The organism is Halomonas sp. DP8Y7-1 (assembly GCF_019801685.1).
GTDB lineage: Bacteria > Pseudomonadota > Gammaproteobacteria > Pseudomonadales > Halomonadaceae > Halomonas > Halomonas litopenaei_A.
Window position 1 is genome coordinate 392499 of sequence record NZ_JAHVIN010000003.1, and the last position, 24400, is coordinate 416898.

General features: G+C 63.7%; 19 protein-coding genes. 16 read left to right on the forward strand and 3 right to left on the reverse strand.

The window, feature by feature from the left end; all coding sequences use genetic code 11:
• Positions 1–265 precede the first annotated feature (265 nt).
• The 5 genes from nhaD (at position 266) to KUV41_RS03600 (ending at position 7562) form a co-directional block, all read left to right on the forward strand.
• Positions 266–1741, forward strand: coding sequence for a sodium:proton antiporter NhaD (nhaD, locus tag KUV41_RS03580; protein WP_206941438.1), 1476 nt, complete (start codon positions 266–268; stop codon positions 1739–1741).
• Between the two features lie 309 nt (positions 1742–2050).
• Positions 2051–2503, forward strand: coding sequence for a hypothetical protein (locus tag KUV41_RS03585; protein WP_224851969.1), 453 nt, complete (start codon positions 2051–2053; stop codon positions 2501–2503).
• Complete coding sequence (locus KUV41_RS03590) at positions 2472–3782, forward strand: hypothetical protein (RefSeq protein ID WP_261395894.1); 1311 nt, start codon at positions 2472–2474, stop codon at positions 3780–3782. Before KUV41_RS03585 ends, KUV41_RS03590 begins: the two co-directional genes overlap by 32 nt.
• Entirely contained in the window at positions 3782–6649 is a 2868-nt protein-coding gene (locus KUV41_RS03595) for an EAL domain-containing protein (RefSeq protein WP_222484287.1), read from the forward strand. The genes KUV41_RS03590 and KUV41_RS03595 overlap by 1 nt, the downstream gene beginning before the upstream one ends.
• Positions 6650–6752: 103 nt before the next feature.
• Positions 6753–7562: a PEP-CTERM/exosortase system-associated acyltransferase gene (locus KUV41_RS03600; RefSeq protein WP_222484289.1), complete on the forward strand. Its 810-nt coding sequence runs from the start codon at positions 6753–6755 to the stop codon at positions 7560–7562.
• Here KUV41_RS03600 and KUV41_RS03605 read toward each other — a convergent pair.
• From KUV41_RS03605 to nanR, 3 genes are all read right to left on the reverse strand, one after another.
• Positions 7530–8771: a DUF3541 domain-containing protein gene (locus KUV41_RS03605; protein WP_222484291.1), complete on the reverse strand. Its 1242-nt coding sequence runs from the start codon at positions 8769–8771 to the stop codon at positions 7530–7532. The two genes, KUV41_RS03600 and KUV41_RS03605, sit on opposite strands and share 33 nt — an antisense overlap.
• Positions 8772–9047: 276 nt before the next feature.
• Positions 9048–9869 carry a trimeric intracellular cation channel family protein gene (locus KUV41_RS03610; RefSeq protein ID WP_315900537.1) on the reverse strand — a complete coding sequence of 274 codons (822 nt, stop codon included), beginning with the start codon at positions 9867–9869 and terminating at the stop codon, positions 9048–9050.
• 32 nt (positions 9870–9901) lie between these two features.
• The gene (gene nanR / locus KUV41_RS03615; RefSeq protein ID WP_222484293.1) at positions 9902–10609 is read right to left on the reverse strand and encodes a transcriptional regulator NanR; all 708 of its coding nucleotides are present in this window, start codon (positions 10607–10609) and stop codon (positions 9902–9904) included.
• A gap of 163 nt (positions 10610–10772) precedes the next feature.
• Here nanR and KUV41_RS03620 point away from each other — a divergent pair, with 163 nt between their 5' ends.
• The 11 genes from KUV41_RS03620 to KUV41_RS03670 all read left to right on the forward strand — a co-directional run bounded on the left by KUV41_RS03620 (position 10773) and on the right by KUV41_RS03670 (position 24355).
• On the forward strand, positions 10773–11603 hold the full coding sequence (locus KUV41_RS03620; RefSeq protein ID WP_206941448.1) for a phosphogluconate dehydrogenase C-terminal domain-containing protein: 831 nt from the start codon (positions 10773–10775) through the stop codon (positions 11601–11603).
• 39 nt (positions 11604–11642) lie between these two features.
• Positions 11643–12908: a ribulose-bisphosphate carboxylase large subunit family protein gene (locus tag KUV41_RS03625; RefSeq protein WP_222484294.1), complete on the forward strand. Its 1266-nt coding sequence runs from the start codon at positions 11643–11645 to the stop codon at positions 12906–12908.
• Entirely contained in the window at positions 12905–14266 is a 1362-nt protein-coding gene (locus tag KUV41_RS03630) for a four-carbon acid sugar kinase family protein (RefSeq protein ID WP_222484296.1), read from the forward strand. Before KUV41_RS03625 ends, KUV41_RS03630 begins: the two co-directional genes overlap by 4 nt.
• A 55-nt stretch (positions 14267–14321) precedes the next feature.
• Positions 14322–15374, forward strand: coding sequence for a TRAP transporter substrate-binding protein (locus KUV41_RS03635; protein ID WP_261395895.1), 1053 nt, complete (start codon positions 14322–14324; stop codon positions 15372–15374).
• Positions 15375–15488: 114 nt separating this feature from the next.
• Positions 15489–16091, forward strand: coding sequence for a TRAP transporter small permease (locus KUV41_RS03640; protein WP_222484298.1), 603 nt, complete (start codon positions 15489–15491; stop codon positions 16089–16091).
• Entirely contained in the window at positions 16088–17362 is a 1275-nt protein-coding gene (locus KUV41_RS03645) for a TRAP transporter large permease (RefSeq protein WP_206941456.1), read from the forward strand. Before KUV41_RS03640 ends, KUV41_RS03645 begins: the two co-directional genes overlap by 4 nt.
• A 65-nt stretch (positions 17363–17427) precedes the next feature.
• Positions 17428–18888 (forward strand): aldehyde dehydrogenase family protein, encoded by a 1461-nt coding sequence (locus KUV41_RS03650; protein WP_222484304.1) that lies wholly within the window; start codon positions 17428–17430, stop codon positions 18886–18888.
• A gap of 62 nt (positions 18889–18950) precedes the next feature.
• Positions 18951–19850, forward strand: a complete 900-nt coding sequence (locus KUV41_RS03655; protein WP_222484305.1) for an NAD(P)-dependent oxidoreductase — start codon at positions 18951–18953, stop codon at positions 19848–19850.
• 69 nt (positions 19851–19919) lie between these two features.
• Positions 19920–21140 carry a mandelate racemase/muconate lactonizing enzyme family protein gene (locus KUV41_RS03660; RefSeq protein WP_222484306.1) on the forward strand — a complete coding sequence of 407 codons (1221 nt, stop codon included), beginning with the start codon at positions 19920–19922 and terminating at the stop codon, positions 21138–21140.
• Between the two features lie 316 nt (positions 21141–21456).
• On the forward strand, positions 21457–21987 hold the full coding sequence (locus tag KUV41_RS03665; RefSeq protein WP_206941460.1) for a (2Fe-2S)-binding protein: 531 nt from the start codon (positions 21457–21459) through the stop codon (positions 21985–21987).
• A complete protein-coding gene (locus KUV41_RS03670; protein ID WP_222484311.1) occupies positions 21974–24355 on the forward strand; it encodes a xanthine dehydrogenase family protein molybdopterin-binding subunit in 2382 nt (793 codons plus the stop codon). The genes KUV41_RS03665 and KUV41_RS03670 overlap by 14 nt, the downstream gene beginning before the upstream one ends.
• Positions 24356–24400: the final 45 nt, after the last annotated feature.

Genomic DNA, 24400 nt, shown 5'->3' on the forward strand with positions numbered 1-24400 from the left:
AAATGAGCAGGTCCGCGAATGCTTCAACCGATCCACGTCAGTTGCGCCAGCGTCGCGTTTCTTGTCCTGCCCGCCACTTCATGACACTTCTTTGCCGACATGTGACCCCTTATGGCTGCACCGGCTACCTCCAGGTCACGGCACCAACGCCCCCTACCAAAGGTGCAGCACAGCGCGCCTTTGGCAGCATATTGCGGTGCAAAACGCTGTGATAGGCTCGATGGCGATTTCTCCATCTTTCATTCATTTTCAGGATGCCATCGTCATGTACACGACTGATATTGGCTTACGACGACCACGTCGCTGGCCGCTGCTGATCGCCATGCTCCTGGCGGGCCTCACACTGGCAGGCAACAGCCTCGCTGTTACCGGAGAGCTTGATCTCACCAGCTCCACCACTGGCTTCATTGCGGTAGCCATCTTCGTACTGGCCTATGCACTGGTCATGGCCGAAGAAAAGCTGCATATGCGCAAGTCCAAGCCAGTATTGGTCGCTGCGGGCTTGATCTGGGCGCTGATTGGCTGGACCTACGTTCAGTCCGGCATGCCTGACGCGGCAGAGCATGCCTTCCACGTCACCCTGCTGGAATTTTCCGAGCTGATGCTGTTCCTGCTGGTGGCGATGACCTACATCAACGCCATGGATGAACGCAGGGTATTCGACGGGCTGCGCTCGTGGATGGTGCAGAAGGGGTTCAGCTATCGCACCCTGTTCTGGCTGACCGGCGGCCTGGCGTTCGTGATTTCCCCCATCGCCGACAACCTGACCACCGCGCTGCTGATGTGTGCAGTGGTGACGAAGGTGGCGGAAGGCGACAAGAAGTTCATCAATCTGTGCTGCATCAATATCGTGGTGGCGGCCAACGCGGGAGGGGCCTTCAGCCCGTTCGGCGACATCACCACGCTGATGGTCTGGCAGGCCGGACTGATCGAGTTTCAGGAGTTCTTCGACCTGCTGCTTCCCTCGCTGGTCAACTTCCTGGTGCCGGCGGTGGTCATGAGCTTTTTCATCCACAACCGTACCCCGGACAGCCTGGAAGAGACGGTCGAACTCAAGCGTGGCGCCAGACGTATCATCGTGCTGTTCCTGCTGACGGTAGCGACCGCCGTGGCCTGCCATACCTTACTGCACCTGCCGCCGGTGCTGGGCATGATGACCGGGCTCGGCTACCTCCAGTTCTTCGGCTTCTATCTGCGCAAGAGTCTGCCGAAGTCGTTGGACCGCAAGCGCACTGCCTATACCCAGAAAGGTGACTGGAAGAAGCTCGAACAGCTCGGCAGTGTGGTGCCCTTTGACGTCTTCAACCGCGTGGCGAGGGCCGAGTGGGATACGCTGCTGTTCTTCTACGGCGTCGTCATGTGCGTCGGTGGCCTAGGCTTCATGGGCTATCTCGGACTGCTCTCCGACGTGATGTACCAGCAGTGGGATGCGACCTGGGCCAATATCGCGCTGGGCATCATCTCGGCGGTGGTCGACAACATTCCCGTGATGTTCGCGGTGCTGACGATGGAGCCGGACATGTCCCACGGCCACTGGCTGCTGATCACGCTGACCGCAGGCGTCGGCGGCAGCTTGCTGTCGATCGGGTCTGCTGCAGGGGTCGCACTGATGGGCCAGGCTCGCGGCTACTACACCTTCATGGGCCATCTGCGCTGGGCGCCGGTGATTGCCCTCGGCTACGCCGCCAGCGTTGCCGTGCACCTGTGGCTCAACCAGGCTAGCTTCGCCGTTTCAGGCTGAACCCGCTATCCGAGGCGAGGACCAACGCAGGTGCTGGGAGCGCTTGCGTTGGTGGCATAAACTCTTTGCTACCTCTCTTTTGCCGCACATTGGCTCTCCTTAGGATAAGCTTGTTAAAGCACAATACAGACGCATGACATGCGTAAAGACATAAGGCTATCCGCTCTTGCATGGCGCTGCCGTCGCCTATACCGCGCAGGCGCCATGACGCAAGGAAGCCAAGCAGGGAACTCAGACCTTTATGACACCGTGGATGCCACTCTCCAGGCGACATCTGCCCGCTAGCGGGGCGATCGAGAGGCTGCATTGATGCGCAAGGCTGCTCTTCGCCTCCTGTTCTGCGTATGTACGGCTCTGCTGACAGGAGGGCTCGTCGGCACGACCGCGTGGGGAAAGCCCCCGACTGACGTCGCCGTCATCGCACACCCTGGCGTCGCCCTGCAGGAGCTGGACCGAGACACGCTCAGGGCGATCTTTGCCATGCGTCTTCGCACCTGGCCCGACGGCCATGCGGCGGAAGTTTACGTACTGGCCAACGACGACCCGGTTCACGGGGCCTTCGTCAAACAATGGCTCTCCGTCTATCCCCACCAACTGCAGTTGGCATGGGACCGCATTGTTTTTTCCGGCACTGGCCAGGCACCCCACCGCGTGCGCAGCCAGCGGGACATGATTGACACGGTGGCGTCCACCCCAGGTGCCATCGGCTACATCGAAAGGGAGTACCTGGATGAGCGCGTCCAAGCCATCAGCAGGGATTAGCGAAGCGCTATCAGCTTGCCGCGAGCCATTTTCGCCTGGCATCCACGGCGGCCACTATCATGCCATGGGGCGAGTGCCTCAACGCCATGGCCTACTCCGCGTATCGCCGGCCCGGCTAGGCCTGTTGGCGACGCTGGTGCTGGCCTGCCAGGCCAAGGCACATGCCAGCCCGTTGGATACGGTTCAGGTTCATGGTTTCCTCAGCCAGGCGCTGGTCATCACCGACGACAACAACATGTTTGGTGACAGCAGCGACAGCGGCGGAAGCTGGGACTATACAGAGCTGGGCATCAACGCATCGATTCGGCCCACGGAGAACCTGCTGCTCGCAGCACAGGCATTGAGTCGTCGCGCCGGAGGGATCGACAATGGCTCCATCGAGCTCGACTACGGGATCGCCGACTGGCAGCTGCTGTCCAACACAGAGCGCACTTTCGGCGTGCAACTTGGGCGCTTCAAGAACCCTTTCGGCTTCTACAACCAGACCCGTGACGTTGCCTTCACTCGCCCCAGTATCCTGCTTCCCCAGTCGATCTACTTCGATCGCACGCGTTCGCTGGGACTTTCCGCCGACGGCCTGAAGCTCTATCACGAAGAGCGCATCAATGATGGCGTGATTCATACCCAGCTCGGGGTCGGCCAGGCTCAGGTCGACGATGACGTCGAAGAGGTCCTCGGCCTGGATGTCCTGCCGGGCTCCTTCGATGCCGATACCTCGCTGGTGGGGCAGGTCCGCTATGAACATGATGGTGGACGCATGGTGTTCGCCTTGAGTGCCGCGTCCGTCAAGGCCGACTATGACTCTCCCGGAGCCTTTCCCGGAGACGGCAAGCTGGACTTCCAACCCTGGATATTTTCCGCGCAATACAATGCCGAGCAATGGAGTCTGACGGCGGAGTATGCCCTGCGCGATGTCGAGCTGGCCGGGTTCAATGCGTTCGAGGACAACAAGAACCAGGGCGAAAGCTGGTACGTGCAGTACCGTCGCCGTTTTCTCGACGACTGGCGCTGGCTGATTCGCTACGACAGCCTGGTCAACGACCGCGATGACCGTAACGGCAACGACTACGAACGCGAGGGCCGTGGGCCGAGCTATTCCCAGTACGCCAACGACTGGACCTTCGGGTTGCAGTGGCAGCCCCATAGCCGCGTCATGCTGGCGGGGGAGTACCACCATGTGGACGGCACTGCCTGGCTGCCGGTGCAGGACAATCCGGACCCGCGTGATACAGAGCGCAGCTGGGACATGTGGCTCTTTCAGCTGTCGTTGAGGTTCTGATGGCGCGTGCTTCCGATAGCCGTTCCCAGCGTTTGCGCCTGGGCTTGACCTGGCGTGTGGTGACGCTGACCAGCCTATTGCTGGTCGCCCTGGCGGTACTCTTCACGTACCTCTCCTACACCAACCTCACGCGGCAGTTCACGGCCTCTCGCCAGGAACAGATCGAGCGCCAGCAACGAGAGCTCGAATTTGCCATCCGCCGCTCGGAGAACGGCTTGCAGCAGCTCGCGGGACTCATTGCCGCATCTCCTGACCTGGGTCCCGCACTACGCCGCCCCACTCTGCCCTCGTCGGCTGCCGAGCTGTCACCGGATCTGGCATCGCTGTGGCCTTCACTGCAGCTGGAAGCCGGCGTAGAGCGCATGCTGGTGTATGACGACCAGGCCGGCCTGGTCATGGCGCTGGGAGGCGAGCCGGACCAACAGGCGCCCTCTCGCTACACGCGCTGGATGACCACCGTCATGCGTGAGGAACGCCCCTTATCCCCTCTTGAGTGTGCCCCCCAGTGCCGCCAGTACGCCGTGGTCCCCGTTCTGGCCGATGGCGGCAGTTCCGGGGCTTTGCTGCTATCGCGTTCCCTGGCCGACGTGACCCGCCAGACCCGCGATATCTCGACCAGCGAGGTGGCACTGATCAGCCTTGTGGCCAGCGACGACCAAGGGCCAGGCAACCAGGCCGAGCGACAGCTGCCTGACTGGCAAGGGCGCGTGCAGGCCGTGACCAATGCGCCCCACAGCCTGGCGCTGCTCAGGCAGGCAAGTCGCAAGCGCTCGCTCGAGGACCTGGCGCGAACGCCACTGCGCATGCAGCAGGACGGCCGCCATCTCGAGCTGTCGGCTGTGCCGCTGACCTCATCCTCTGGAACACGTGCGCCCGCCTACTTTGTGCTGATGTCCGACATCACCACGCAGATTCATGCCATCCAGCTGGACACCCGCACCCAGATGATCGCGAGCCTGTTTGGCTGGCTATCGGCTGAGCTGCTGCTGCTGGCGATTCTGCTGCGGCCCATGGCCCGCCTGCGCCGCGTGGCCTCGGTGCTGCCATTACTGGCTCGAGGCGGCTTCTCCCAGGCGCGTGATGCACTGCCGCTGGCGCCACGCCGGCTACCGGACGAGATCGATGTGCTGGAAGCCAGCACACTGACCCTCGCTGACCATCTCGAGCGCCTGCAACAGCAGGTCAGCCAGCGTGGCGAAGAGCTGGCTCGCCGGATCGAGGAGCTGGCCCGGGAGCGAGACTTCATCAGCAGCCTGATCGATACCGCCCAGGTCTATATCCTGACTCAGGACGAGGAAGGACGTATCGACATGATCAACGCCTACCTCGAACAGCAGCTGAGCTGCCCGTCTCGCGAACTGCTCGGACGCCGTTTCGACGACATCTTCGATGTCGCGCTGGAGGCCACCACGCCAGGTTCGTCCCGACTGCAGGAGGAGCGGACCCTGACCCTGCCCGATGGTGAGCTACGCACCATCATCTGGTACCACAGCCCCCTACTGGGCCGAGACAGCACGTCTCTGGCACGGATTTCGGTCGGCCTTGATATCACTGAACGCAAGGCGGCCGAGTCTCGCCTGACCTGGCTCGCCGAGCGTGATCCGCTCACTGAGCTCTACAATCGACGCTTCTTCCTCGAATCCCTGCGGCGTGCACTGAGCCGCGGCGAACACGGTGCAGTGATGCTGCTGGATCTGGACCAGTTCAAGGAGGTCAATGAACTCAGCGGTCATCACGCGGGCGACCGCATGCTGCACACCGTGGCCCGGTTGCTGCAGCAAGAGTATGCCCACCGTGGGGTGGTCGCACGTCTCGGGGGAGATGAGTTCGCGTTGCTGCTGAATGGCGTGGACGAGGATCATGCCATACGCATTGCCCAGCACCTGAACCAGCTGTTCGAAAGCCTCGGCTTTGTTGCCGAAGGCCGCCGCCACAGGATCACTGCCAGCATCGGCATCGTCCCCTTCCCCACTGAAGGGGCCACACCTGCAGACCTGATGGCCAGCGCCGACGTGGCCATGTACAAGGCCAAGGCCAGCAACCTCCAACGCTGGCACCTGCTGGCCACGCTGGAGAACGCTCGTGACGAGTTGAATGAGCGCGTCTACTGGGTAGACCGTATCCGCCGTGCGCTGGTCGACGGCGACTTTGTGTTGATGGTGCAACCCATCGTCAAGCTTGAAGACCGCTCCATCCGTCACTACGAGGTGCTGCTGCGGTTGCGTGATGACGATGGCAGCCTGATCTCTCCCGCTCGCTTTATCCCGGTGGCAGAGCACTCCGGTCAGATCGTGGCCATCGATCGCTGGGTGCTGCACCACTGCGTGCACGCCCTGGCGCGCCTTGACGGCATCAGCCTGGCGGTGAACCTGTCTGGCCAGTCACTGCATGACGAGGGTCTCAAGCAATTCCTGGCGGACTTGCTTGAGACCAGCCAGGCGGATCCCCACCACCTGGTGCTGGAAGTCACCGAAACCGCTGCCGTGACCGACTTTTCGACGGCACGAGGCGTACTGCAGAGCGTTCGCGACCTGGGCTGCCGTACGGCGCTGGATGACTTCGGGGTGGGCTTCTCGAGCTTCCACTACCTGGGTCAGCTGCCCGTCGACTACATCAAGATCGATGGCTCCTTCATCCGTAGCCTGGCCACCAGCCCCGATAGTCGTGTGATCGTCAAGGCGGTTTCCGACATTGCCACCGGCTTCGGCAAGCAGGCCGTCGCCGAGTTTGTGGATCAGGAGGCCCTGATCCCTCTGCTGTCGTCTTACAACATTGCCTACGGCCAGGGCTATCACCTGGGCCGCCCGGTGCCGTTCGAAGAGGTCTTCGACTTCAATCCAGTGAACAATACGCACCACGGGAAATAGTGCATATTAAAGGGACCTTAATAACAAGGGGAGGAGCGCATCTTGAGCGGGTATGCCACCTCCCCGCGACAGGCAGGAACCGACAACAGGGAGGTCACCGTCCATGCCAGCAGATGAGGCGCACAGTTCGACGCAGCGGCAACGCTTGCTAGAGCAATTTGCCGATCAATTTCGCGTCATTCTTGTACGTACCGCCGAGGACCGTGAGCGGGTCTATTCTCTGCGCCACGATGTGTTTCTACGCGAGCTGAACTACGCGTTGCCTGGCAGCCATGACGCCAATCAGGAGCACGATGACTTCGACGACCAGGCCTTGCACTGCCTGGTCGAGCACCGGGCCAGCGGACTCGCTGCCGGGTGCGTGAGGCTGGTATTTCCGCCGTCGGATCGCCCTGACCACCTGCCCGTCATCGATGCCACTCGACACGTGTTCAGCAGCCGAGAGCTTCACCCCCAGCAACATCAAGGCCGCGACGTCGCAGAAATCTCGCGCCTGGCCATATCACGGCTCTTCCGAGCCCAGGCAGCAGACGAAGACATCCAGCTCGCCCAGTTCCCGCCCGAGGAGCGTCGCGCCTTTCCGCTGATCGTCACCGGCCTGTTTCTCAGTGCCCACGCGCTGGCGGGACTGACCTCTCGTCGCCATCTGTATGCCTTGATGGAACCGCCGCTGGCAAGGCTTTTGACCTTATCCGGGTTTCGCTTCCAATCCGCCAGCGACACCATTCAATACTGCGGCGTCAGGCGCGCCTACTATATCGACAATGATCTCGCCGAGCGCGAACGCAACCCCCTGCTCGACCCTCTCTACTACCGCCTGCGTGACTCACTGAGCCGCCAGCTGCCCGCCGCTGCGGAGCCATCCCACGGCCCCGGAGGCTTATGGTACCGATCCTTCGACTGCCTCTCGTGAGCCTGTCTCGCGTAAGCCTAGCTCACCTGCCCCACAGGCCACTGCGGCATCTCCTTCTTCCGGCGTCAGTGAAGGTCCCGGGTAAAGACTACCGGTCCAGCCCAGGGTCATGATGGCCAGCACATTGCGATGCTCTCCACTGGCCAGATCGAGGCTGCCGTCGGTGCCTGGCAGGATTCCCGTGGAGGGATCACGACGCTCCAGCAGGATGGCATGCAGCGTATCCACCAGTGGGTGATCCGCACGTCCCCCGAGCTGCAGCGAGAGCGCGACCTCGGCCACGATATCCGTCTTGACCTGGGCCAGTGCAGAGGACTGGGACACCAGTGCTTCCACCGCCCAGTCGACCGACCGATGTTGGGCAGTGCGCTGATAGTAGCGACTGGCGGCGATGACAAAATGCGTCAGGCCGTAGAGCCAATTGTGATAGTCGGCGGAAGACAGCTCGGCGATCCGCTCCGCCGGGTACAGCGAGCGAAAGGCCGACGCCACGTCGTCACGTAGATTGACGATACCCAGCTCAGCGAGAAACGTCGCCTGATTGGCGACCTGGGCCGCATAGACAGAGATAACCTCGGGGTCGGTCAGGAAGGCGTGCCAGTCGACCTCGTCAAGCGCCCGCGTGAGTGACGCGTACTGGCCGGGAGGCAGACCCTCCAGTAGACCGTGATACTGAGCCTGGGTCAGCCGAAACAGGATTCCCATTGGCAACATCATCTGTGGATAGTCCGCCAGCATCGCCTTGCGCCGCCGCTGCTTGGCCCGAGTCTCGGGATAGCCCTCGAGCAGCTGGCGATTACGTGCGCGCAGCGCCGCAGGATCCTCCACCGTGGCGGCGTCACGCGCCAGCTGTTGCAGCAGGCGCTGGGCGTACTGACGATTCCAGCAAAGATAGGCGGGATCGCCGGTCAGTCGCCACAGTCGCTGCGCATAGTGACGCTGCTTGTCATTGGGCAGGGATTCCAAGGCCCCGTCGTAGGTGGCACGAATCTCGATCGCCGCCTGGCGCGAGCGGGCCTCCAGTACACCTGCCTCATGGACAGGGGCCAAGGCGTCGGCAGGTGCGTGGCTAGCAGGTGAATCATCAGCTACGCGTGTGGATACATCGCCAGCGTCATATGCCGACGCAGGGGCCGCCCAGGCTAACCCTACCAGCACCACATACAGCAGCCTGCGCTGCAGTCGCCGACACCTCTGCCACTGTCCCATTGCGCGCCCCCTTGCCCCGGTAACGTCGGCACACCCCCTGTGCACGCCATACAGTGCTTTTCAGACAGGCGGTGCGTTTCTGGCAAGATAGTTGATCACGCCGTCAACGACACTTGCCTAGGGTTTGTACGAAAAGTCGACGAGCGAAGGTTAGACAAGGCAAAAATCGGTGAGAAAGCGCAGTTTACAGGGGGTAAATGAGCATTTTGACCGGGCTGGCGTACCAGCTGATTTTTAACGCCGTATTACCGAGCGCAGGCACTTTTCAGACAAGCCCTAGTGGCCGTCGTCCTCATCAGGCCACAGCCGTGCCGCCTTGCGACGGGACACCAGGCGAACGCGCATCTTGGGGCGTGCCGGTGCAGGAATCAAAGGCGCCTGAGGGGGAGCCGCAGAGGCATCGCGCCGTTGCTCGTGCGCTAACGAAGCTTCAGCCGCTGAGGACGTGTCATCTGGGGGGGAGGCTGACGCAGACGGCTCGATCACGACCCACGCCACCAAGGGCAGCGCCAGTTGCCAGCGGATGGCGGCAAGCCTCAAGCCTAGGGTGGTGGCCAGGGACAGCACGATCCCAAGCATTGGCAGCTCGAGTCGAGTCAACACCACATATACGACCCCACCGGCAATGGCGGCGGTGGCGTACACCTCGCGACACAGCACCATGGGCACGCGACGCGCCAGCACGTCTCTGACCATGCCGCCCGCCACACCGGTAAACAGCCCCATCAGAACAGCGACCAGCCCCGAGGTGTCCAGCAGCAACGCCTTGTTGGCGCCGATAATGACAAACAGCGCGAGGCCGAAGGCGTCTGCTACCGGCAGGACCACCCGGTGGAGGCGGTGGATATAGTGAAAGCCCACCAGGGCGCCCATGACGGTGGCCAGAATGACCCAGAGATAGACAGGATCACGCACCCAGAAAACCGGAGCCACACCGAGCACCAGATCGCGCAGCGTGCCTCCGCCCACGGCGGTGACAGCGGCCAGCACCAGCATGCCGATGGGATCCATGCGCGAACGGCATGCCAGCAAGATACCCGAAAGCGCGAACACGACGGTGCCCGCCAGATCAAGCGCATAGACCAGCTGTGTATCCACTCCTTAGATCCCCTGACACGATTGCCCAACCATCAACTCGGAGCGTACACCGAGCGCGCCCGCTCCAGATGCGCCTGCATCTCGCGAATGGCGGCCCCTTCATCGGCCTTCTTGAGTGCCGCCAGGATGCGCTCGTGCTCTTCCAGCGTCACGTGCTCGCTGCCCTTCCAGTGAATCAGCGAGGTGTGAAACCGGGCCAACCATTCGAACATGGCGCGACTGACGGCGACGAAGATGGGGTTCCCGGTAGACTCGGCGATGGCGACGTGAAAGTCCATATCCGCCGCGATGAAGGCCTTGATGTCTCGGTTGAGCGCGCGCCTCTGCTCGGCAACCAGCGCTTCGAGGCGCGCCAGGTCCTTCGGTGCCAGCTTGCGCGCCGCCCTCGCCACCATGCCGACCTCAAAGAACTTCCTGGCCTCTTTCAGGTGATCCAGCGTTGCCGGCTCAGTCGCCAGCAGGTGCATGGCGGTCAGTTCGATCTGCGCCAGCATGCCGTCGGCGCTGGGGGTCAGTACCTTGGGCCGCTGCCCATGGTGAATCGCTACCAGGCCGAGGCGTTCCAGAGCCTGCACGGCCTCCCGAATAGCCGGTCGCCCTACCCCAAAGGACTCCATCAGCTCACGCTCGGAGGGCAGGCTGTCGCCTGGCGCATACGCCCCCTCCAGCAGCTGTTGATACAGCCGGTCAAACACCTCGTCGGACAACTTGCGGCGAGAAATCTTCAACGAGTCGCTCATGGCTCATTTCCTGCACTGTCTGGGCTCGTGGATCGCCTCCATGACGGGGCGCGAGCGTGACACTCGACCAAGGTCGTGTTTGACACTATCGGTCACTTATATTGTCATCATACCAGTTGCACGACGACTTGCCTCCTTCCTCATTCGAACAGGTTACCTGACCATGACCAGCATTGCCTTGATCGGCGCCGGCGGCAAGATGGGCGCCCGCCTCTCCCGCAACCTCTCGTCCTCGGACTTTGAAGTGCGTCATGTGGAAGTCAGCGAGCAGGGGCGCCAGCGCCTTCGCGATGAGCTGGGGATCGAGTGCGTCGACAGCGGCGAGCAGGCGGTGAAGGGGGCAGATGTGGTCATCCTGGCCGTGCCCGATACATTGATTCAGAAGATTGCCGCCGACCTCTCGCCGTCCATCGCTCCTGGCACCATGGTGATCTGCCTGGACGCCGCTGCACCGTTTGCCGGTCACCTGCCGGATCGTGACGACCTGGTCTACTTCGTGACCCATCCCTGCCATCCGCCTATCTTCAACGACGAGACCACGCTGGAGGCCAAGCGCGACTACTTTGGCGGCAGCCATGCCACCCAGCACATTGTCAGTGCCTTGATGCAGGGTGACGAACAGCATTTTGCCCTCGGCGAGTCCGTGGCCCGCACCATCTACGCACCGGTCGGTCGCAGCCATCGGGTCAGCGTTGAACAGATGGCCCTGCTTGAGCCCGGTCTGTCCGAGACCGTCTGTGCCACACTGCTATCGGTGATGCGGGAAGCCATGGATGAAGTGGTCGCCCGAGGCGTCAGCCACGAGTGCGCGCGAGACTTCCTGCTCGGCCACCTCAATATCCTGGGCGCGGTGATCTTCGACGAGCAGCCAGGTGCCTTCTCCGATGCCTGCAACAAGGCCATCGAGAACGGCAAGCCGATGCTGATGCGGGACGACTGGAAGCGTGTCTTCGAGCCTGACGCCATCGCCGACAGCATTCAGCGCATCACCTGACGCCCACTCCCGCGTCCCGCTGATCAAGGAGCCCCTGGCATGAGCCGTATCGAAGCCCGCTATCTGATCGAGACTCCGTTCGACGTGGCCCATGCCTGCGACGTCATGGCCGGGGAGCAATCCTGCGGCACCTTTACCCGGCTGGCCGCGGAGACCGACGAGTTGCGCGAGCGCCATGCCGCCAGGGTGGAATCCATCGAGCTGCTCGACAGCGTCACGACGCCGTCCTTGCCCATGCCGACACGCCCCCAACCCGACGGCACGCGCTATCAGCGGGCTCGAGTGACGCTGTCCTGGCCGCTGGAGAATCTGGGGCCTTCGCTGACCACGCTGATGGCCACCCTGGCCGGCAACCTGTATGAGCTGAAGGAATTCTCGGGTCTCAGGCTCGAGAGCATCCAGCTGCCGGATGCCTTTGCTGGAGCGTATCCTGGCCCTCAATTCGGCATCGCCGGCACTCGACAGCTGACCGGGATTGGCCAGGGCCCGCTGATCGGCACCATCATCAAGCCCAGCGTGGGGCTGGACCCACAGGCCACTGCCAGCGTCGTCCAGCAGCTGCTGGATGGCGGGATCGACTTCATCAAGGACGACGAGCTTCAGGCCAATGGTCCCCACAACCCATTGGAGGCTCGCGTCGATGCCATCATGCCGCTGGTCCATGCCCATCAGCAGAAGACCGGTCGCAAGGTCATGGTGGCGTTCAATATCACCGGCGAGATCGACGACATGCGTCGCCACCACGACCACGTGCTGGCTGCTGGCGGCAGCTGTGTCATGGTGGCGCTCAACGCGGTGGGCCTGGCCGGCGTCAGCCACCTGCGCCGTCACTGTCAGCTGCCGATTCATGGCCATCGTGCCGGCTGGGGCATGTTCAGTCGCGACCCACTGCTGGGGATGGACTTCGCCGCCTGGCAAACGTTCTGGCGCCTGGCGGGGGCCGACCACCTTCATGTCAATGGCCTGGCCAACAAGTTCTCGGAGTCTGACGCAAGCGTCGCCGCCAGTGCCAGGGCCTGCCTGACCCCACTGTTTCCCGCTGCTGGCCCTGCCCATACGGTGATGCCGGTGTTCTCCTCCAACCAGACGGCCTGCCAGGCGATCGATACCTGGCGTGCCATGGGCGGCTACAGCGACATGATCGTCACCGCTGGGGGCGGCATCATGGCACATCCCGGCGGTATTGCCGCCGGCGTCAGGAGCCTGCGTCAGGCCTATGACGCAGCCGCCCAGGGGGTTTCCCTTGCCGAGCATGCGCGCGAGCACCGCGAACTGGCCCAGGCCCTGGAGACCTTCTGCCCATGAGCGAGCTGCTGCTGAGCTACTACGGTGACGATCTGACCGGCTCCACCGATGCACTGGAAGCCCTCGCCAGCCACGGCGTGCCCAGCGTGCTGTTCACCCGCCGCCCCAGTGACGAGCAGCGAGCGCGCTTCGCCCACTGCCAAGCCCTGGGGCTCGCCGGCACCAGCCGCAGCGAATCCAATGACTGGATGCGCCGCGAGCTCAAGCAGGCCTTCCACTGGCTGGCCCAGCAAGGCGCCGAGCTGACCCACTACAAGACCTGCTCGACCTTCGACAGCAGTCCCGAGGTGGGCAGCATCGGCTGCGCCATGGAAGTGGGCCGCAGTGTCTTCGGTGACAACCCGATTCCGCTGGTGGTCGGCGTGCCACAGATGCGCCGCTACACCGTCTTCGGCGAACTCTTTGCCGCCTACCAGGATCAGGTCTATCGGATTGACCGGCACCCCGTCATGGCGCGTCATCCGGTGACCCCCATGCGAGAAGCCGACCTGCGCCGCCACCTGGCGGAGCAGACGGCGCTGTCGATTGGACTGATCGCCGCGCCAAGCCTGACTCGCCCAGATATCGACGATCATGTGGATGAAGCGATGACGGCGTCATCCGCGGTGCTCTTCGACGTGCTCGAGCCACACCACCAGCAGGCGGTGGGCTACCAGCTGTGGCGGACGCGCCCTGGTGTCACAGGGACCTCTGGTGGCGGCCTCGTGGTGGGCTCTTCAGGGGTGGAATACGCCCTGCTGCGCGAATGGCAACGCCAGGGCACGCTAGCGGGGCCAGCAGCATTTGCACCGCTCCCCTCGGTGGATCGGATTGCGGTGGTCTCTGGCAGTGTCTCGAGTACCACGGCTCGGCAGATTGACTGGGCCCGACGGCACGCCAACTTTCACACCATTGAAGTGGATGCCAGGCGCCTGGCCGATCCAGTCTCCTGCCAGCAGGTCATGGCCAGCGCGGTGAGCGAGGCCCTTGAGGCATTGAACAAGGGGCGCAGCATCATTGTGCATACCGCCATGGGCCCCGACAGCCACGACGACAGCCTGACGGCGGAATCCAGCCGCCACCGCCTCGGCAAGTCATTGGGCGAGATGCTCAGGCGACTGGTCGATGACCAGGGACTGAGCCGCGTCTGTGTGGCGGGTGGCGATACATCGAGCCACGCCATCGCCGCGCTGGACATCCACGCCCTGACCGTTCGGCTGCCGCTGCCGGACACCCCTGGCTCGCCGCTATGCCAGGCCCACAGCGACGATCCTCGCTACCACGCCCTGGAGGTGGCCTTCAAAGGCGGCCAGATCGGGGGCGACGACTACTTCGAACGCCTGCGGCGGGGCAGCCACATCGCCGACCACGAGCATTAGTCCGGTCGTGCCAGCGCACGGCCACCAAGCGTCATCCCGCAAAGAGGAAACAACAATGACGATGTCCCAACGCCACGCTCTCTCGCTTCATCCTGCTCAACCGCGCTCTCGCCCGGCACTTCTCGGCACCACGGCGCTCAGGCCATGTCTGCTGGCGGTGGCCACCGCTCTGTTCTCGCTACCGGCACTGGCCGCCCAGACCATCACCGTGGGCCACACCACGTCGGACAGCTCGCACTACTCAGAGGGCATCGATGCCTTCAAGGCCACCCTGGAGGAGCTGTCCGGGGGAGAGTTCACCGTCAATGAGCAATCCTCCGGCGCGCTTGGCGGCGAACGCGCCATGATCGAGGGGCTGCAGATCGGCACCATCGATGCCGTCGTCACCTCCACCGGCCCCCTCGGCAACTTTGTGCCGGAGACCTATGTGCTCGACCTGCCGTTCCTGTTCAAGGACTACGCCCATGCCCGCTGCGTGCTGGATGGTGAGGTGGGCCAGGACCTGCTGGACAAGATCGGCGAACATGACCTCGTGGGACTCGCCTGGACCGAAAACGGCTTCCGCCACATGACCAACAGTCAGCGTGATATCAACACTCCGGAAGACGCCCAGGGGCTGAAGATTCGCACCATGGAAAACGAGATGCACATGGCCGCGTTTAACGAGATGGGCGTCCACCCCACGCCGATGGCCTTCCCGGAGCTGTTTACCGCACTGCAACAGGGCACCGTCGACGGCCAGGAAAACCCCATTTCGGTGATTCTCACCGGTAACCTGTGGGAAGTGCAGGACCGTCTGTCGCTGACCGGCCATGTCTATTCGCCGGCCATCATGCTGGCCTCGCCAATCCTGTGGGACGGCCTCACCGACGAACAGAAGGGCTGGTTCATGGAAGCCGCCCACGCCGGTGCCGAAGCGACCCGCGCCATGGTCTCCCGACTCGAGACCGAGGGCGTGGAAGAGCTCAAGGCCAAGGGCATGACCGTGGTCGAGGACATCGACAAGGCACAGTTCCAGGCAGCCGTCGAGCCGTCTTACTCGGTCTATACCGATGAGTACGGCTCCGAGATGCTCGATCGCATTCGCGCCAGCGACTGCGGCAACTGATCTCGCGGGGTCGTCCGGGGTGACTCGGACGCGCCTGGCCAGCTAGCGCCTGTCGCGGGCTGGCCAGGCGCTCCCCGTGGCCGACTCCCTGTCACTCGAGATGAGGAACGTCTCATGCTGGATCTGTTCTTCCGCTTCGAGCGCGCCGTTTCCCAGATCGCCCTGTACGCAGCGGTGCTGATGCTGGTGGCCTCGGTCAGCCTTGGCTTCTACCAGGTGCTGACGCGCTTTGTTTTCGATGCGCCGTCTACCTGGTCCGAGGTGATGGCCCGCTCCACCATGATCTGGTGCGTCTTTCTGGGTGCTGCTGCCACCTTCCGCGGCGGCTACATGATGGCCGTCGAGGTGATCTACAAGCTGGTGCCGGCCCCCGCGCTGAAGGTGCTGGAAAGCGTGATTGCCCTGTGCTGCATGATCGTGCTGGCGATCCTGGTGATCTATGGCTATCAAATGACCCTGCGGGTACAGAACCAGATGCTCTCTGGGGTTGGCATTTCGATCGCCTGGATCTATGCCGCCATCCCGATCGGCGCAGCCTTCTCGCTGCTGTCGGTGATCACTCGCCTGGTCGCCCAGTTGAGCGGGCGCGAGACGATCGGCGTGGCCGATGCCGAAGCCCCCCTGGCACCGCCGGCGACGCCTCCCGCTGCATCCACCAGCTCTGCATCCACTACCTCGACCGCCAGCGCTGCCGACGAGGGGAGGAAGACACCATGAATGCTGCCATTGGCCTGTCGCTGATCATCCTGTTTGCCCTTGGCGTACCGATTGCCGTCTCGATTCTGCTGGCGTCGGTCATCGGCATCGAATTCTTTACCCGCTTCCCGCTGCTGATGGTGCCCCAGCAGATGTTTGTCGGCATCGACAACTTCCCGCTGATGGCGATTCCCTTCTTTATCCTGGCCGGCAACCTGATGGCCGCCGGAGGCATTTCCCAGCGCCTGGTCGACCTTGCCAAGTCCATCGTGGGGGGCCTGCAAGGCGGCCTGGCCATGACCTGCGTGTTGACCTGCATGCTGTTTGCTGCGGTATCGGGCTCGAGCGTGGCCACCACCTTTGCCATTGGTTCGATCCTGATCCCGGCGATGGTCGCCCATGACTATCCGCGCCCCCTGGCCGCCTCCATTCAGGCGTCCTCGGCGGAACTGGGGGTACTGATCCCTCCGTCCATTCCGCTGATTCTCTACGGCGTCAGCACCGACACCTCGATTGGGCGCCTGTTTATCGCGGGGATCGGGCCCGGGCTGCTGATCGGGTCGGCGCTGCTGCTGTTTCTCTACGTCTTCTGCAAGCTCAGAGGCTATGGCCTGCGTGACCGCGAAGATCGTGCCTCCTTTGGTTCCTCGCTGCGGCGCGCCTGGGCGGCCTTGCTGATGCCGGTAGTCGTGATCGGCGGTATCTACGGCGGGGTCTTCACCCCCACCGAGGCCTCTGCAGTGGCGGTGTTCTATGCACTGATCGTCGGCGGGCTGGTCTACCGTGAACTTCCCCTGCGCGAACTGCTGCCGATTCTGCGCCAGAGCGTCATCTCTACCGCCACCGTGATGCTGATCATCTCTGCCGCCGCTCTGTTCAGCTTCCTGATCAGCCGCTCGGGACTGCCTGGGGAGGTCGCCGCCTGGGTCACCCAGGTGTTCGAGAGCCCGGTGAGCTTCCTGCTGGCGGTCAACGTGATGCTGCTGGTGATCGGCATGTTTGTCGAAACCTCGGCAGCCATTCTGGTGCTGGCCCCTATCTTCACGCCTATCGCCGTGCAGTACGGCATCGACCCGGTGCATTTCGGGCTGATCGTGGTGGTCAACCTGGCGCTCGGCATGTTCACCCCGCCGCTAGGCGTCAATCTGTTCGCCGCCTGCGCCGTCGCCAAGCTGTCCATCGACCAGCTGATTCCGTGGCTCGCGCGCTTTGTCCTGGTCGTGCTGGCCTGCCTGATGGCCATCACCTACCTGCCCTGGATCTCGTTGGGCCTGGTGGACCTGCTGTACTGACACCCTGCACCTCGCTTTTGCCCGCGTCGCCCGGCGCGGGTCCTCTCATCCCTGCGGAGACCTTCATGAACACACTTCCCGTCCAGCCACCGTCCGGCGCTCTGATTGGCGGTCAATGGCGCGCCACCAGCGAGACACTCGAGGTCTTGCGTCCCGCCAGCGGCGACCCGATTGCCCGTATCGCCGCCAGCACCGCCGACGATGTCGATACCGCGGTGGCGGCCGCCCGAGCGGCATTCGCCGGGGAACTGGGTAGCTGGGCAAGCTGGTCTGCCCGGGCACGCAGTGAATGGCTGTATCGCTTCAGCCAGGCCATCGACGCCGATGCCGACCATCTCGCGGCACTTGAATGCGCTGATACCGGCAAGCCCATCAGTCAGGCACGGGGCGACATCGCCGCCTGCGCGCGCTACTTCCGCTTCTATGCAGGCGCGGCGGACAAGCTTCACGGCGAGACGATTCCCTTCGACCCTGACTACGCGGTGATGACGCTGCGGGAACCCTACGGCGTCTGCGCCCAGATCATCCCCTGGAACTATCCCGCCCAGATCTTCGGACGCTGCGTGGCGGCAGCGCTGGCGGCGGGCAATACCTGCGTATTGAAACCCGCCGAGGATGCCTGCCTCAGCGTGCTGCGACTCGCCGAGCTGGCCGTCGACACGGGCCTGCCCGACGGCGCCCTCAACGTGGTCCCGGGTCTCGGTCGCGTCGCCGGCGCTGCCCTGGCGGAGCATCCCGACATCGATCACCTGTCCTTCACCGGTTCCCCGGACACCGGCACGCTGGTCACCCAGGCGGCGGCGGTCCACCACGTCCCGGTCACCCTGGAGCTCGGTGGCAAGTCGCCCCAGCTGCTGTTCGCCGACGCAGATCGCCAGAGCGCCCTGGACGCCGTGGTGCGAGGCATCATTCAGAATGCCGGTCAGACCTGTTCAGCCGGCAGTCGCCTGCTGGTCGAAGCCAGTATTCATGACGAGGTGGTCGACGCCCTGGCCCGCCGCTTCGAGGCGCTGGTATGCGATGCCGGCGAGCAGGACCCGGACTGCGGCGCGCTGATCAATGCCCGTCAGCGAGACAAGGTGATGACCTTGATCGAGGCAGCGACAGAGGACGGCATCCAGATCGCTGCCCGTGGCCGCTTTGCCGACGATGCCCCTGCTGGCGGCCACTTTGTCGTGCCTCACCTGCTGACACAGGTCCCCGAAGGCCACAGCGTCAGCCGCGAAGAGCTGTTCGGGCCGGTACTGGTGGTACAGCCGTTCGCGGATGAAGCCGAGGCGGTACGTCTTGCCAATGCCACCGACTTCGGCCTGTGCGCTGGCGTATGGACCCGTGACGGCGGGCGCCAGCTGCGTTTGGCCAAGGCCATTCGCTCCGGCCAGGTGTTCGTCAACAACTACGGCGCTGCAGGGGGCATCGAACTGCCGTTCGGCGGCGTCGGCAAGTCCGGGCACGGCAGGGAAAAGGGCTTCGAAGGCCTCAAGAGCTACACTCGACTGAAGACCGTGGCCATTCGCCACGGATGAGCCACGGAGGCGTCGCCTCTGTGCCGCCTCATGACAGCTTCATCTACCATAAGGAACCGGGAATGACCTCTTCTGTTCATGTAGGCCTGATCGGCGTGGGCATGATGGGCCATGGCATCGCTCAGAGCCTGCTGCGTCAAGGACATCGGCTGAGCTATCTGGATCACCCAGGCAACCAGCCCTGCGATGACCTTCAGGCGGCAGGCGCCACGCCACTGGAAACACCGCGAGACGTGGCGTCTGCTGCAGAGCTGGTCATCCTCTGCGTCACCGGCACCCCCCAGGTGGAAAGCGTACTGTTCGACCCCCAGGGGGTTCTGGAGGGACTCAAGCCCGAGCAGATCGTCGTCGACTGCTCCACCGCCATTCCCAGCTCCACGCAGGCGATTGAAGCCCGCGTGCGGGAGGCAGGGGGACGCTTCGTCGACGCCGCCATGACACGAACGCCCAAAGAGGCCGCAGAGGGGCGACTCAACCTGATCGTGGGCGCGGACAAGGCGCTGTTCGACGAGTTGACGCCGCTGTTTTCGGCGTTTGCCGAGCACATCACCCACGGCGGCCCCGTCGGGGCAGGCCATACCCTTAAACTGCTGCACAACTTTGTCTCCTTGGGATTCACTGCCGTGCTGGCCGAGGCCAGCGCCGCCTCGCAGCGGGCGGGCATCGACAACAGCGTGCTGCTGGAGGTACTGGGCAACGGTGGCGGCGGCGGTGTGGTGCTGGAGCGGCTGCGGCCGTATCTGGTGGACGCCGATCCCTCGGGCTTTCGTTTCAGCCTGTCCAACTCGCTCAAGGATGTGGGCTACTACCACAGCATGAGCAAGGACCTGGGAGCCTCACGCCAGATGGGCCAGGCCGTCCATCAGCTGTATGCCGATATTGTGGCCGAGGGCAACGGCAAACGACTGCTGCCTGAGCTGATCAGCCTGCTGGCCGACGCCTCGACTCAGCGAAGGGACTGAGGGGCCACCAGCGCGGCCAGCGCTTTCGACGCCCGCTTTCCACACCACTGACAATCGCCAGGAGTCTCCATGAAGATCCAGCGCATTGATACCTTGCGTCCGAAGGCTCGGCCCTCGCTGATCTGGGTGCGTCTGCACACCGAGGACGGGCTGATCGGCCTGGGAGAAAGCTGGTTTGGCTGCGACGCCATCGAAGCCGACATTCATGGCCGCCTGGCGCCCTTACTTCTCGGCGAGGATGCCCGTCGCATCGAAGCCCTGCACCGCAAGATGCAGCCCTACGTGGGCTTCACCGGCACCAGCGCCGAAACCCGCGCGCTGTCTGCGGTCGACGTGGCACTGTGGGACCTGGCGGGACAGCGGGCGGGCTTGCCACTGCACGACCTTCTGGGGGGCAAGAGCCGTGACCGGGTGCCGCTCTACAACACCTGTGCGGGTCCCGACTACGTGTCCCAGTCTGCCGACGTACGGCCGGGAAATTTCGGTCTGGGCAGCGGGGCCGCAGCGGCATCCGTCCAGGCCCGACCTCGTTACGAGGATCTACAGGGATTTCTCGAACGCCCGGCTGAGCTCGCCTCGGAGCTGCTCGACATGGGCATTTCGGCGATGAAGATCTGGCCCTTCGATTTCGCCGAAGGCGCCCACGATGGCATGACCATCTCGCCCCAGGATCTCAACCGGGCCCTGTGGCCGTTCGAGGAAATCCGCCGAGTCCATGGCGATCGCATGCGTCTCAAGGCCGAGCTGCATGGACTCTGGAGCGTGAACGCCGCTGGTCGGATTTGCCGTGCGTTGGCGCCTATCGATCCCGACTGGGTTGAAGACCCGCTGTGGATGGATCGCTTCGATCCGTTAAGCGAACTGGCCGACATCGGAATACCGCTGGCAGGAGGAGAAACGCTGGGCGGGCTCGGCCAGATACGTGACCTGCTGCAGCGCGGCCGTATCCACACGCCGATCATCGATGTCACCTGGGGCGGAGGCATCACCTTTGCCCGCAAGGCCGCCGCCCTGGCGGAGGCAGAGGCGCGACCGATCGCCTTCCATGACTGTTCCGGCCCGATCACCCTGGCCGTTTCCACCCACCTGGCCATGGCCCTGCCCAACGTGGCCGAACAGGAGTTCACCCGCGCCTTCTACTATGGCTGGTACGGCGACTGCATCGACGGGCTACCCCCCATCGAAAACGGCATGATCCGCGTCAGCGGCGAACCGGGACTGGGGGTGAGGTTGAAGGTAGATACCGAAGGCGTGGATAACGCTGTCAACTGTACCACCAGCCAAGGCTGACGCGACATTTCAGACTCGCCGGACACTCGAGCGCCCTCCATGTCACGTTACCAGTCGGCCAACCATTTCAACGGCCTGTCCAGCACGCCTCATTCTGCTAAAGCACACTCTCGCATTTTCAACGTTGCCCTCTAGTCGACTGGTCTATAGTATCGCCGCAACGCTTTTAAAATGTCTTTCATGTGCTGCTGAACGCGCCAGGACAGGCGGTCACGCCCTGACCAAGGTAAAACGCGGTACACGACGGCGCCCATAACAACAACGTATCCAAGACCGCTCGACAGACCAGCAACGAGACTGCGAGGAACCCCTACCCATGACCAGCTTCACCCTTAACGGCGAGGCGGTAAGTGTCGAGGTGGATCCACAGACCCCACTGCTGTGGGTGCTGCGCGATACCCTTGGCCTGACCGGCACCAAGTTCGGCTGCGGCATTGCCCAGTGTGGCGCCTGTACGATCCACTTCAACGGCTCTGCCACGCGCAGCTGCGTGCTGCCGCTGGCCGCCGCGGAAGGTGCCGAGATCACCACCATTGAAGGCCTGGATGCCGACGGCAACCATCCGCTACAGCAGGCCTGGCGGGAAGAGCAGGTGCCCCAATGCGGCTACTGCCAGTCAGGCCAGATCATGCAGGCAGCCGACCTGCTCGCACGCAAGCCCTCCCCCAGCGACGACGAGATCACTCAGGGCATGAGTGGCAACCTGTGTCGTTGCATGGCCTATGTGCGTATTCACCGAGCGGTCAAGCGTGCAGCGAACATGGCGCAGGCCGGTGTACAGAGCTGGGAGCCCCCCACGGGTGAAGCCAGCGATAGCGCGGAGGGCAACCAGCATGCCAAGGCCTAACGATCCACGGGTTGGCAATGTCCACGGCCGTGACCCGCAGCAGCGTTCATCCAGCAGTGCCTCAGGCATCAGCCGTCGGGGCTTTCTGATCGGCACCCTTGGCTCGACAGCGGTGCTGGCGTTTGGCCTTCCCGGCATTGCCCTGGCCCAGGACGCAACCGATACCGCCCTCAAGGAAGGCCAGTACGAGCCGACCTTGTGGTACGCCATCGATAGCAACGGCCAGGTCACACTGCACTGCACCAAGGCCGAGATGGGCCAGCACGTGGGAACCAGCCTGGCACGTCTGGTCGCCGAGGAGCTTGAAGTCGACCCGGCGACCATGCGTATCGAGTACGTCGACAGCGATCCCAAGTGGGGATACATGATCACCGGTGGCAGCTGGTCGGTGAATCACAGTTTTCTGCCGCTCTCCCGCGCGGGTGCCGCTGGCCGCGAAGCGCTGATCGACGCCGGCGCTCGTCTGCTGGATGTGGACCCCGCACGCTGCCACGCCCGCAATGGTCAGGTCATCTGCGACAATCAGCGGATCAGCTACGGCGAGATCGTTGCCAGCGGCACCCTGTCGCGTAGCTACAGCGCCGAAGAGCTGGAAGCGATTGCCCTGAAACCCGCCAGTGAGCGACGCGTACTGGGCAGCCCCGGTAGCGCCCAGGACATCCCCGACAAGACCACCGGAGCCGCCCTCTTCGGGATCGATGCCAAGATCGATGGCATGGTCTACGCGCGCCCGGTGCTGCCACCTGCCCGTTTTGGTTGCCAGGCCGTCTCGATCGATGACAGTGCTGCAGCAACGATCCCGGGCTATCAGCAGACGCTGCGCCTGGAGGATCCCTCAGGCCTATGCCAGGGCTGGCTTGCGGTGGTTGCCGACAGCTTTTCGGCGGCCATGCGTGCGACCGATGCGCTCAAGGTCGAGTGGGACGTCGGTCCCGCTGCCGCCATCAGTGAAGCGGACATACAGCAGGAAGGACGACGTCTGACCGAGGCGCCGACCCGTGACAATGGTGCTCTGTTTGTGGACAGCGGCGACCTGGCATCCGCCTTTGAGCGTGCCGACGCCGACAGCGCGACCCTGGTCGATGCCACCTACACCACCGCAAGCGTTCTGCATTTCCAGCTGGAGCCAGTGAATGCCACGGTGGTCGAGCGCGACGGGCATTGGCACATCCATTGCGGCAACCAGCAGCAGTCCGCCTCAGTGCCGCTGGTGGCCAAGGCGCTGGAGGTCGACGACAGCCAGGTGACCTTCCATCAGTATTACCTCGGCGGTGGTTTCGGGCGACGCCTCTATGGCGACTATGCTGTTCCGGCGGCGCTTGCCGCCAAGGCTCTGGGCAAACCGGTCAAGATGGTGTTTACCCGCCCCGATGATAGCCGTCTCGATTGCGTTCGCTCGCCGTCGGTGCAGCGCCTGCGCTCAGCCGTCACGGCAAGCGGTGAGATCCTGGCCAGTGAGCATGCTGCTGCGGCGGGATGGCCCACCGCGGCGATCGCGCCCGGCTTTCTGGGCGAGTTCGTCGATGGTGGCGGCAAGCTAGATTCCTTCGCCATCAGCGGAGCGGACCACTGGTACCAGGTCGCTGCCCAGCGGGTGTGGGCTCAGCAGAATCACAAGGCCCACGAGGCCTTTGTCCCTGGCTACCTGCGTTCGGTGGGGCCGGGCTGGACCACCTGGGCAGTCGAGAGCCATATGGATGAACTGGCCCAGGCGGCAGGGCTCGACCCGGCCCGCTTCCGCCTGGCACTGCTCCAGGCGGAAGGGCGCAACGCCGGGGAAGCGCCGAACAGCGTGGGTGGCGCCGAACGCCTGAAAGCAGTGTTGCAGCGCGCGCTGGAGAAGTCGGGCTGGAGCGAACGCGATAGCTTACCGGAGGACACAGGGCTCGGCGTGGCACTCAGCTTCGGTCAGGAACGCCATATGCCAACCTGGGTGGCCTGTGTCGCCCGCGTCAAGGTGGATCGGAGCAGCGGCAACGTCACGGTCGAAAAGCTGACCTCGGTCGTCGACGCCGGCACCCTGGCCCACCCGGATGGCGCCATGGCCCAGCTGGAAGGGTCACTGCTGTGGGGCCTGTCCATGGCGCTGCACGAAGGCACCGAGTATGCAGAGGGGCAGCCCAGCGATCTCAATCTCAACAGCTACACCCCGCTGCGTATGCATCAGGTGCCAGAGCTGGATCTTGAGTTCATGATCAACGACCACACGCCGGTCGGGCTCGGTGAGCCCGGCACCTGCGTGGTGGCGCCCGCCATCGGCAATGCTGTCGCGCATGCCTGCGGTGTGCGTTTACGCGATCTTCCGATGCGGGCACAAACCCTCAAGACATGGCTCGGCAACCGCGCCGATGACCAGATGACGAGCTGACAGCCGCACGGGAGTCCTCCGGCCAACAACGGAGGGCTCCCCCCG

Excerpts from the sequence above, each read along its gene's own strand:
- KUV41_RS03650 (WP_222484304.1), top strand. The coding sequence starts at position 17,428 with ATGAACACACTTCCCGTCCAGCCACCGTCCGGCGCTCTGATTGGCGGT.
- KUV41_RS03585 (WP_224851969.1), top strand. The coding sequence starts at position 2,051 with ATGCGCAAGGCTGCTCTTCGCCTCCTGTTCTGCGTATGTACGGCTCTG.
- KUV41_RS03645 (WP_206941456.1), top strand. The coding sequence starts at position 16,088 with ATGAATGCTGCCATTGGCCTGTCGCTGATCATCCTGTTTGCCCTTGGC.
- KUV41_RS03640 (WP_222484298.1), top strand. The coding sequence starts at position 15,489 with ATGCTGGATCTGTTCTTCCGCTTCGAGCGCGCCGTTTCCCAGATCGCC.
- KUV41_RS03665 (WP_206941460.1), top strand. The coding sequence starts at position 21,457 with ATGACCAGCTTCACCCTTAACGGCGAGGCGGTAAGTGTCGAGGTGGAT.
- KUV41_RS03660 (WP_222484306.1), top strand. The coding sequence starts at position 19,920 with ATGAAGATCCAGCGCATTGATACCTTGCGTCCGAAGGCTCGGCCCTCG.
- KUV41_RS03670 (WP_222484311.1), top strand. The coding sequence starts at position 21,974 with ATGCCAAGGCCTAACGATCCACGGGTTGGCAATGTCCACGGCCGTGAC.
- KUV41_RS03600 (WP_222484289.1), top strand. The coding sequence starts at position 6,753 with ATGCCAGCAGATGAGGCGCACAGTTCGACGCAGCGGCAACGCTTGCTA.
- KUV41_RS03620 (WP_206941448.1), top strand. The coding sequence starts at position 10,773 with ATGACCAGCATTGCCTTGATCGGCGCCGGCGGCAAGATGGGCGCCCGC.
- KUV41_RS03625 (WP_222484294.1), top strand. The coding sequence starts at position 11,643 with ATGAGCCGTATCGAAGCCCGCTATCTGATCGAGACTCCGTTCGACGTG.
- nhaD (WP_206941438.1), top strand. The coding sequence starts at position 266 with ATGTACACGACTGATATTGGCTTACGACGACCACGTCGCTGGCCGCTG.
- KUV41_RS03595 (WP_222484287.1), top strand. The coding sequence starts at position 3,782 with ATGGCGCGTGCTTCCGATAGCCGTTCCCAGCGTTTGCGCCTGGGCTTG.
- KUV41_RS03655 (WP_222484305.1), top strand. The coding sequence starts at position 18,951 with ATGACCTCTTCTGTTCATGTAGGCCTGATCGGCGTGGGCATGATGGGC.
- nanR (WP_222484293.1), bottom strand. The coding sequence starts at position 10,609 with ATGAGCGACTCGTTGAAGATTTCTCGCCGCAAGTTGTCCGACGAGGTG.
- KUV41_RS03630 (WP_222484296.1), top strand. The coding sequence starts at position 12,905 with ATGAGCGAGCTGCTGCTGAGCTACTACGGTGACGATCTGACCGGCTCC.
- KUV41_RS03605 (WP_222484291.1), bottom strand. The coding sequence starts at position 8,771 with ATGGGACAGTGGCAGAGGTGTCGGCGACTGCAGCGCAGGCTGCTGTAT.
- KUV41_RS03590 (WP_261395894.1), top strand. The coding sequence starts at position 2,472 with ATGAGCGCGTCCAAGCCATCAGCAGGGATTAGCGAAGCGCTATCAGCT.
- KUV41_RS03635 (WP_261395895.1), top strand. The coding sequence starts at position 14,322 with ATGACGATGTCCCAACGCCACGCTCTCTCGCTTCATCCTGCTCAACCG.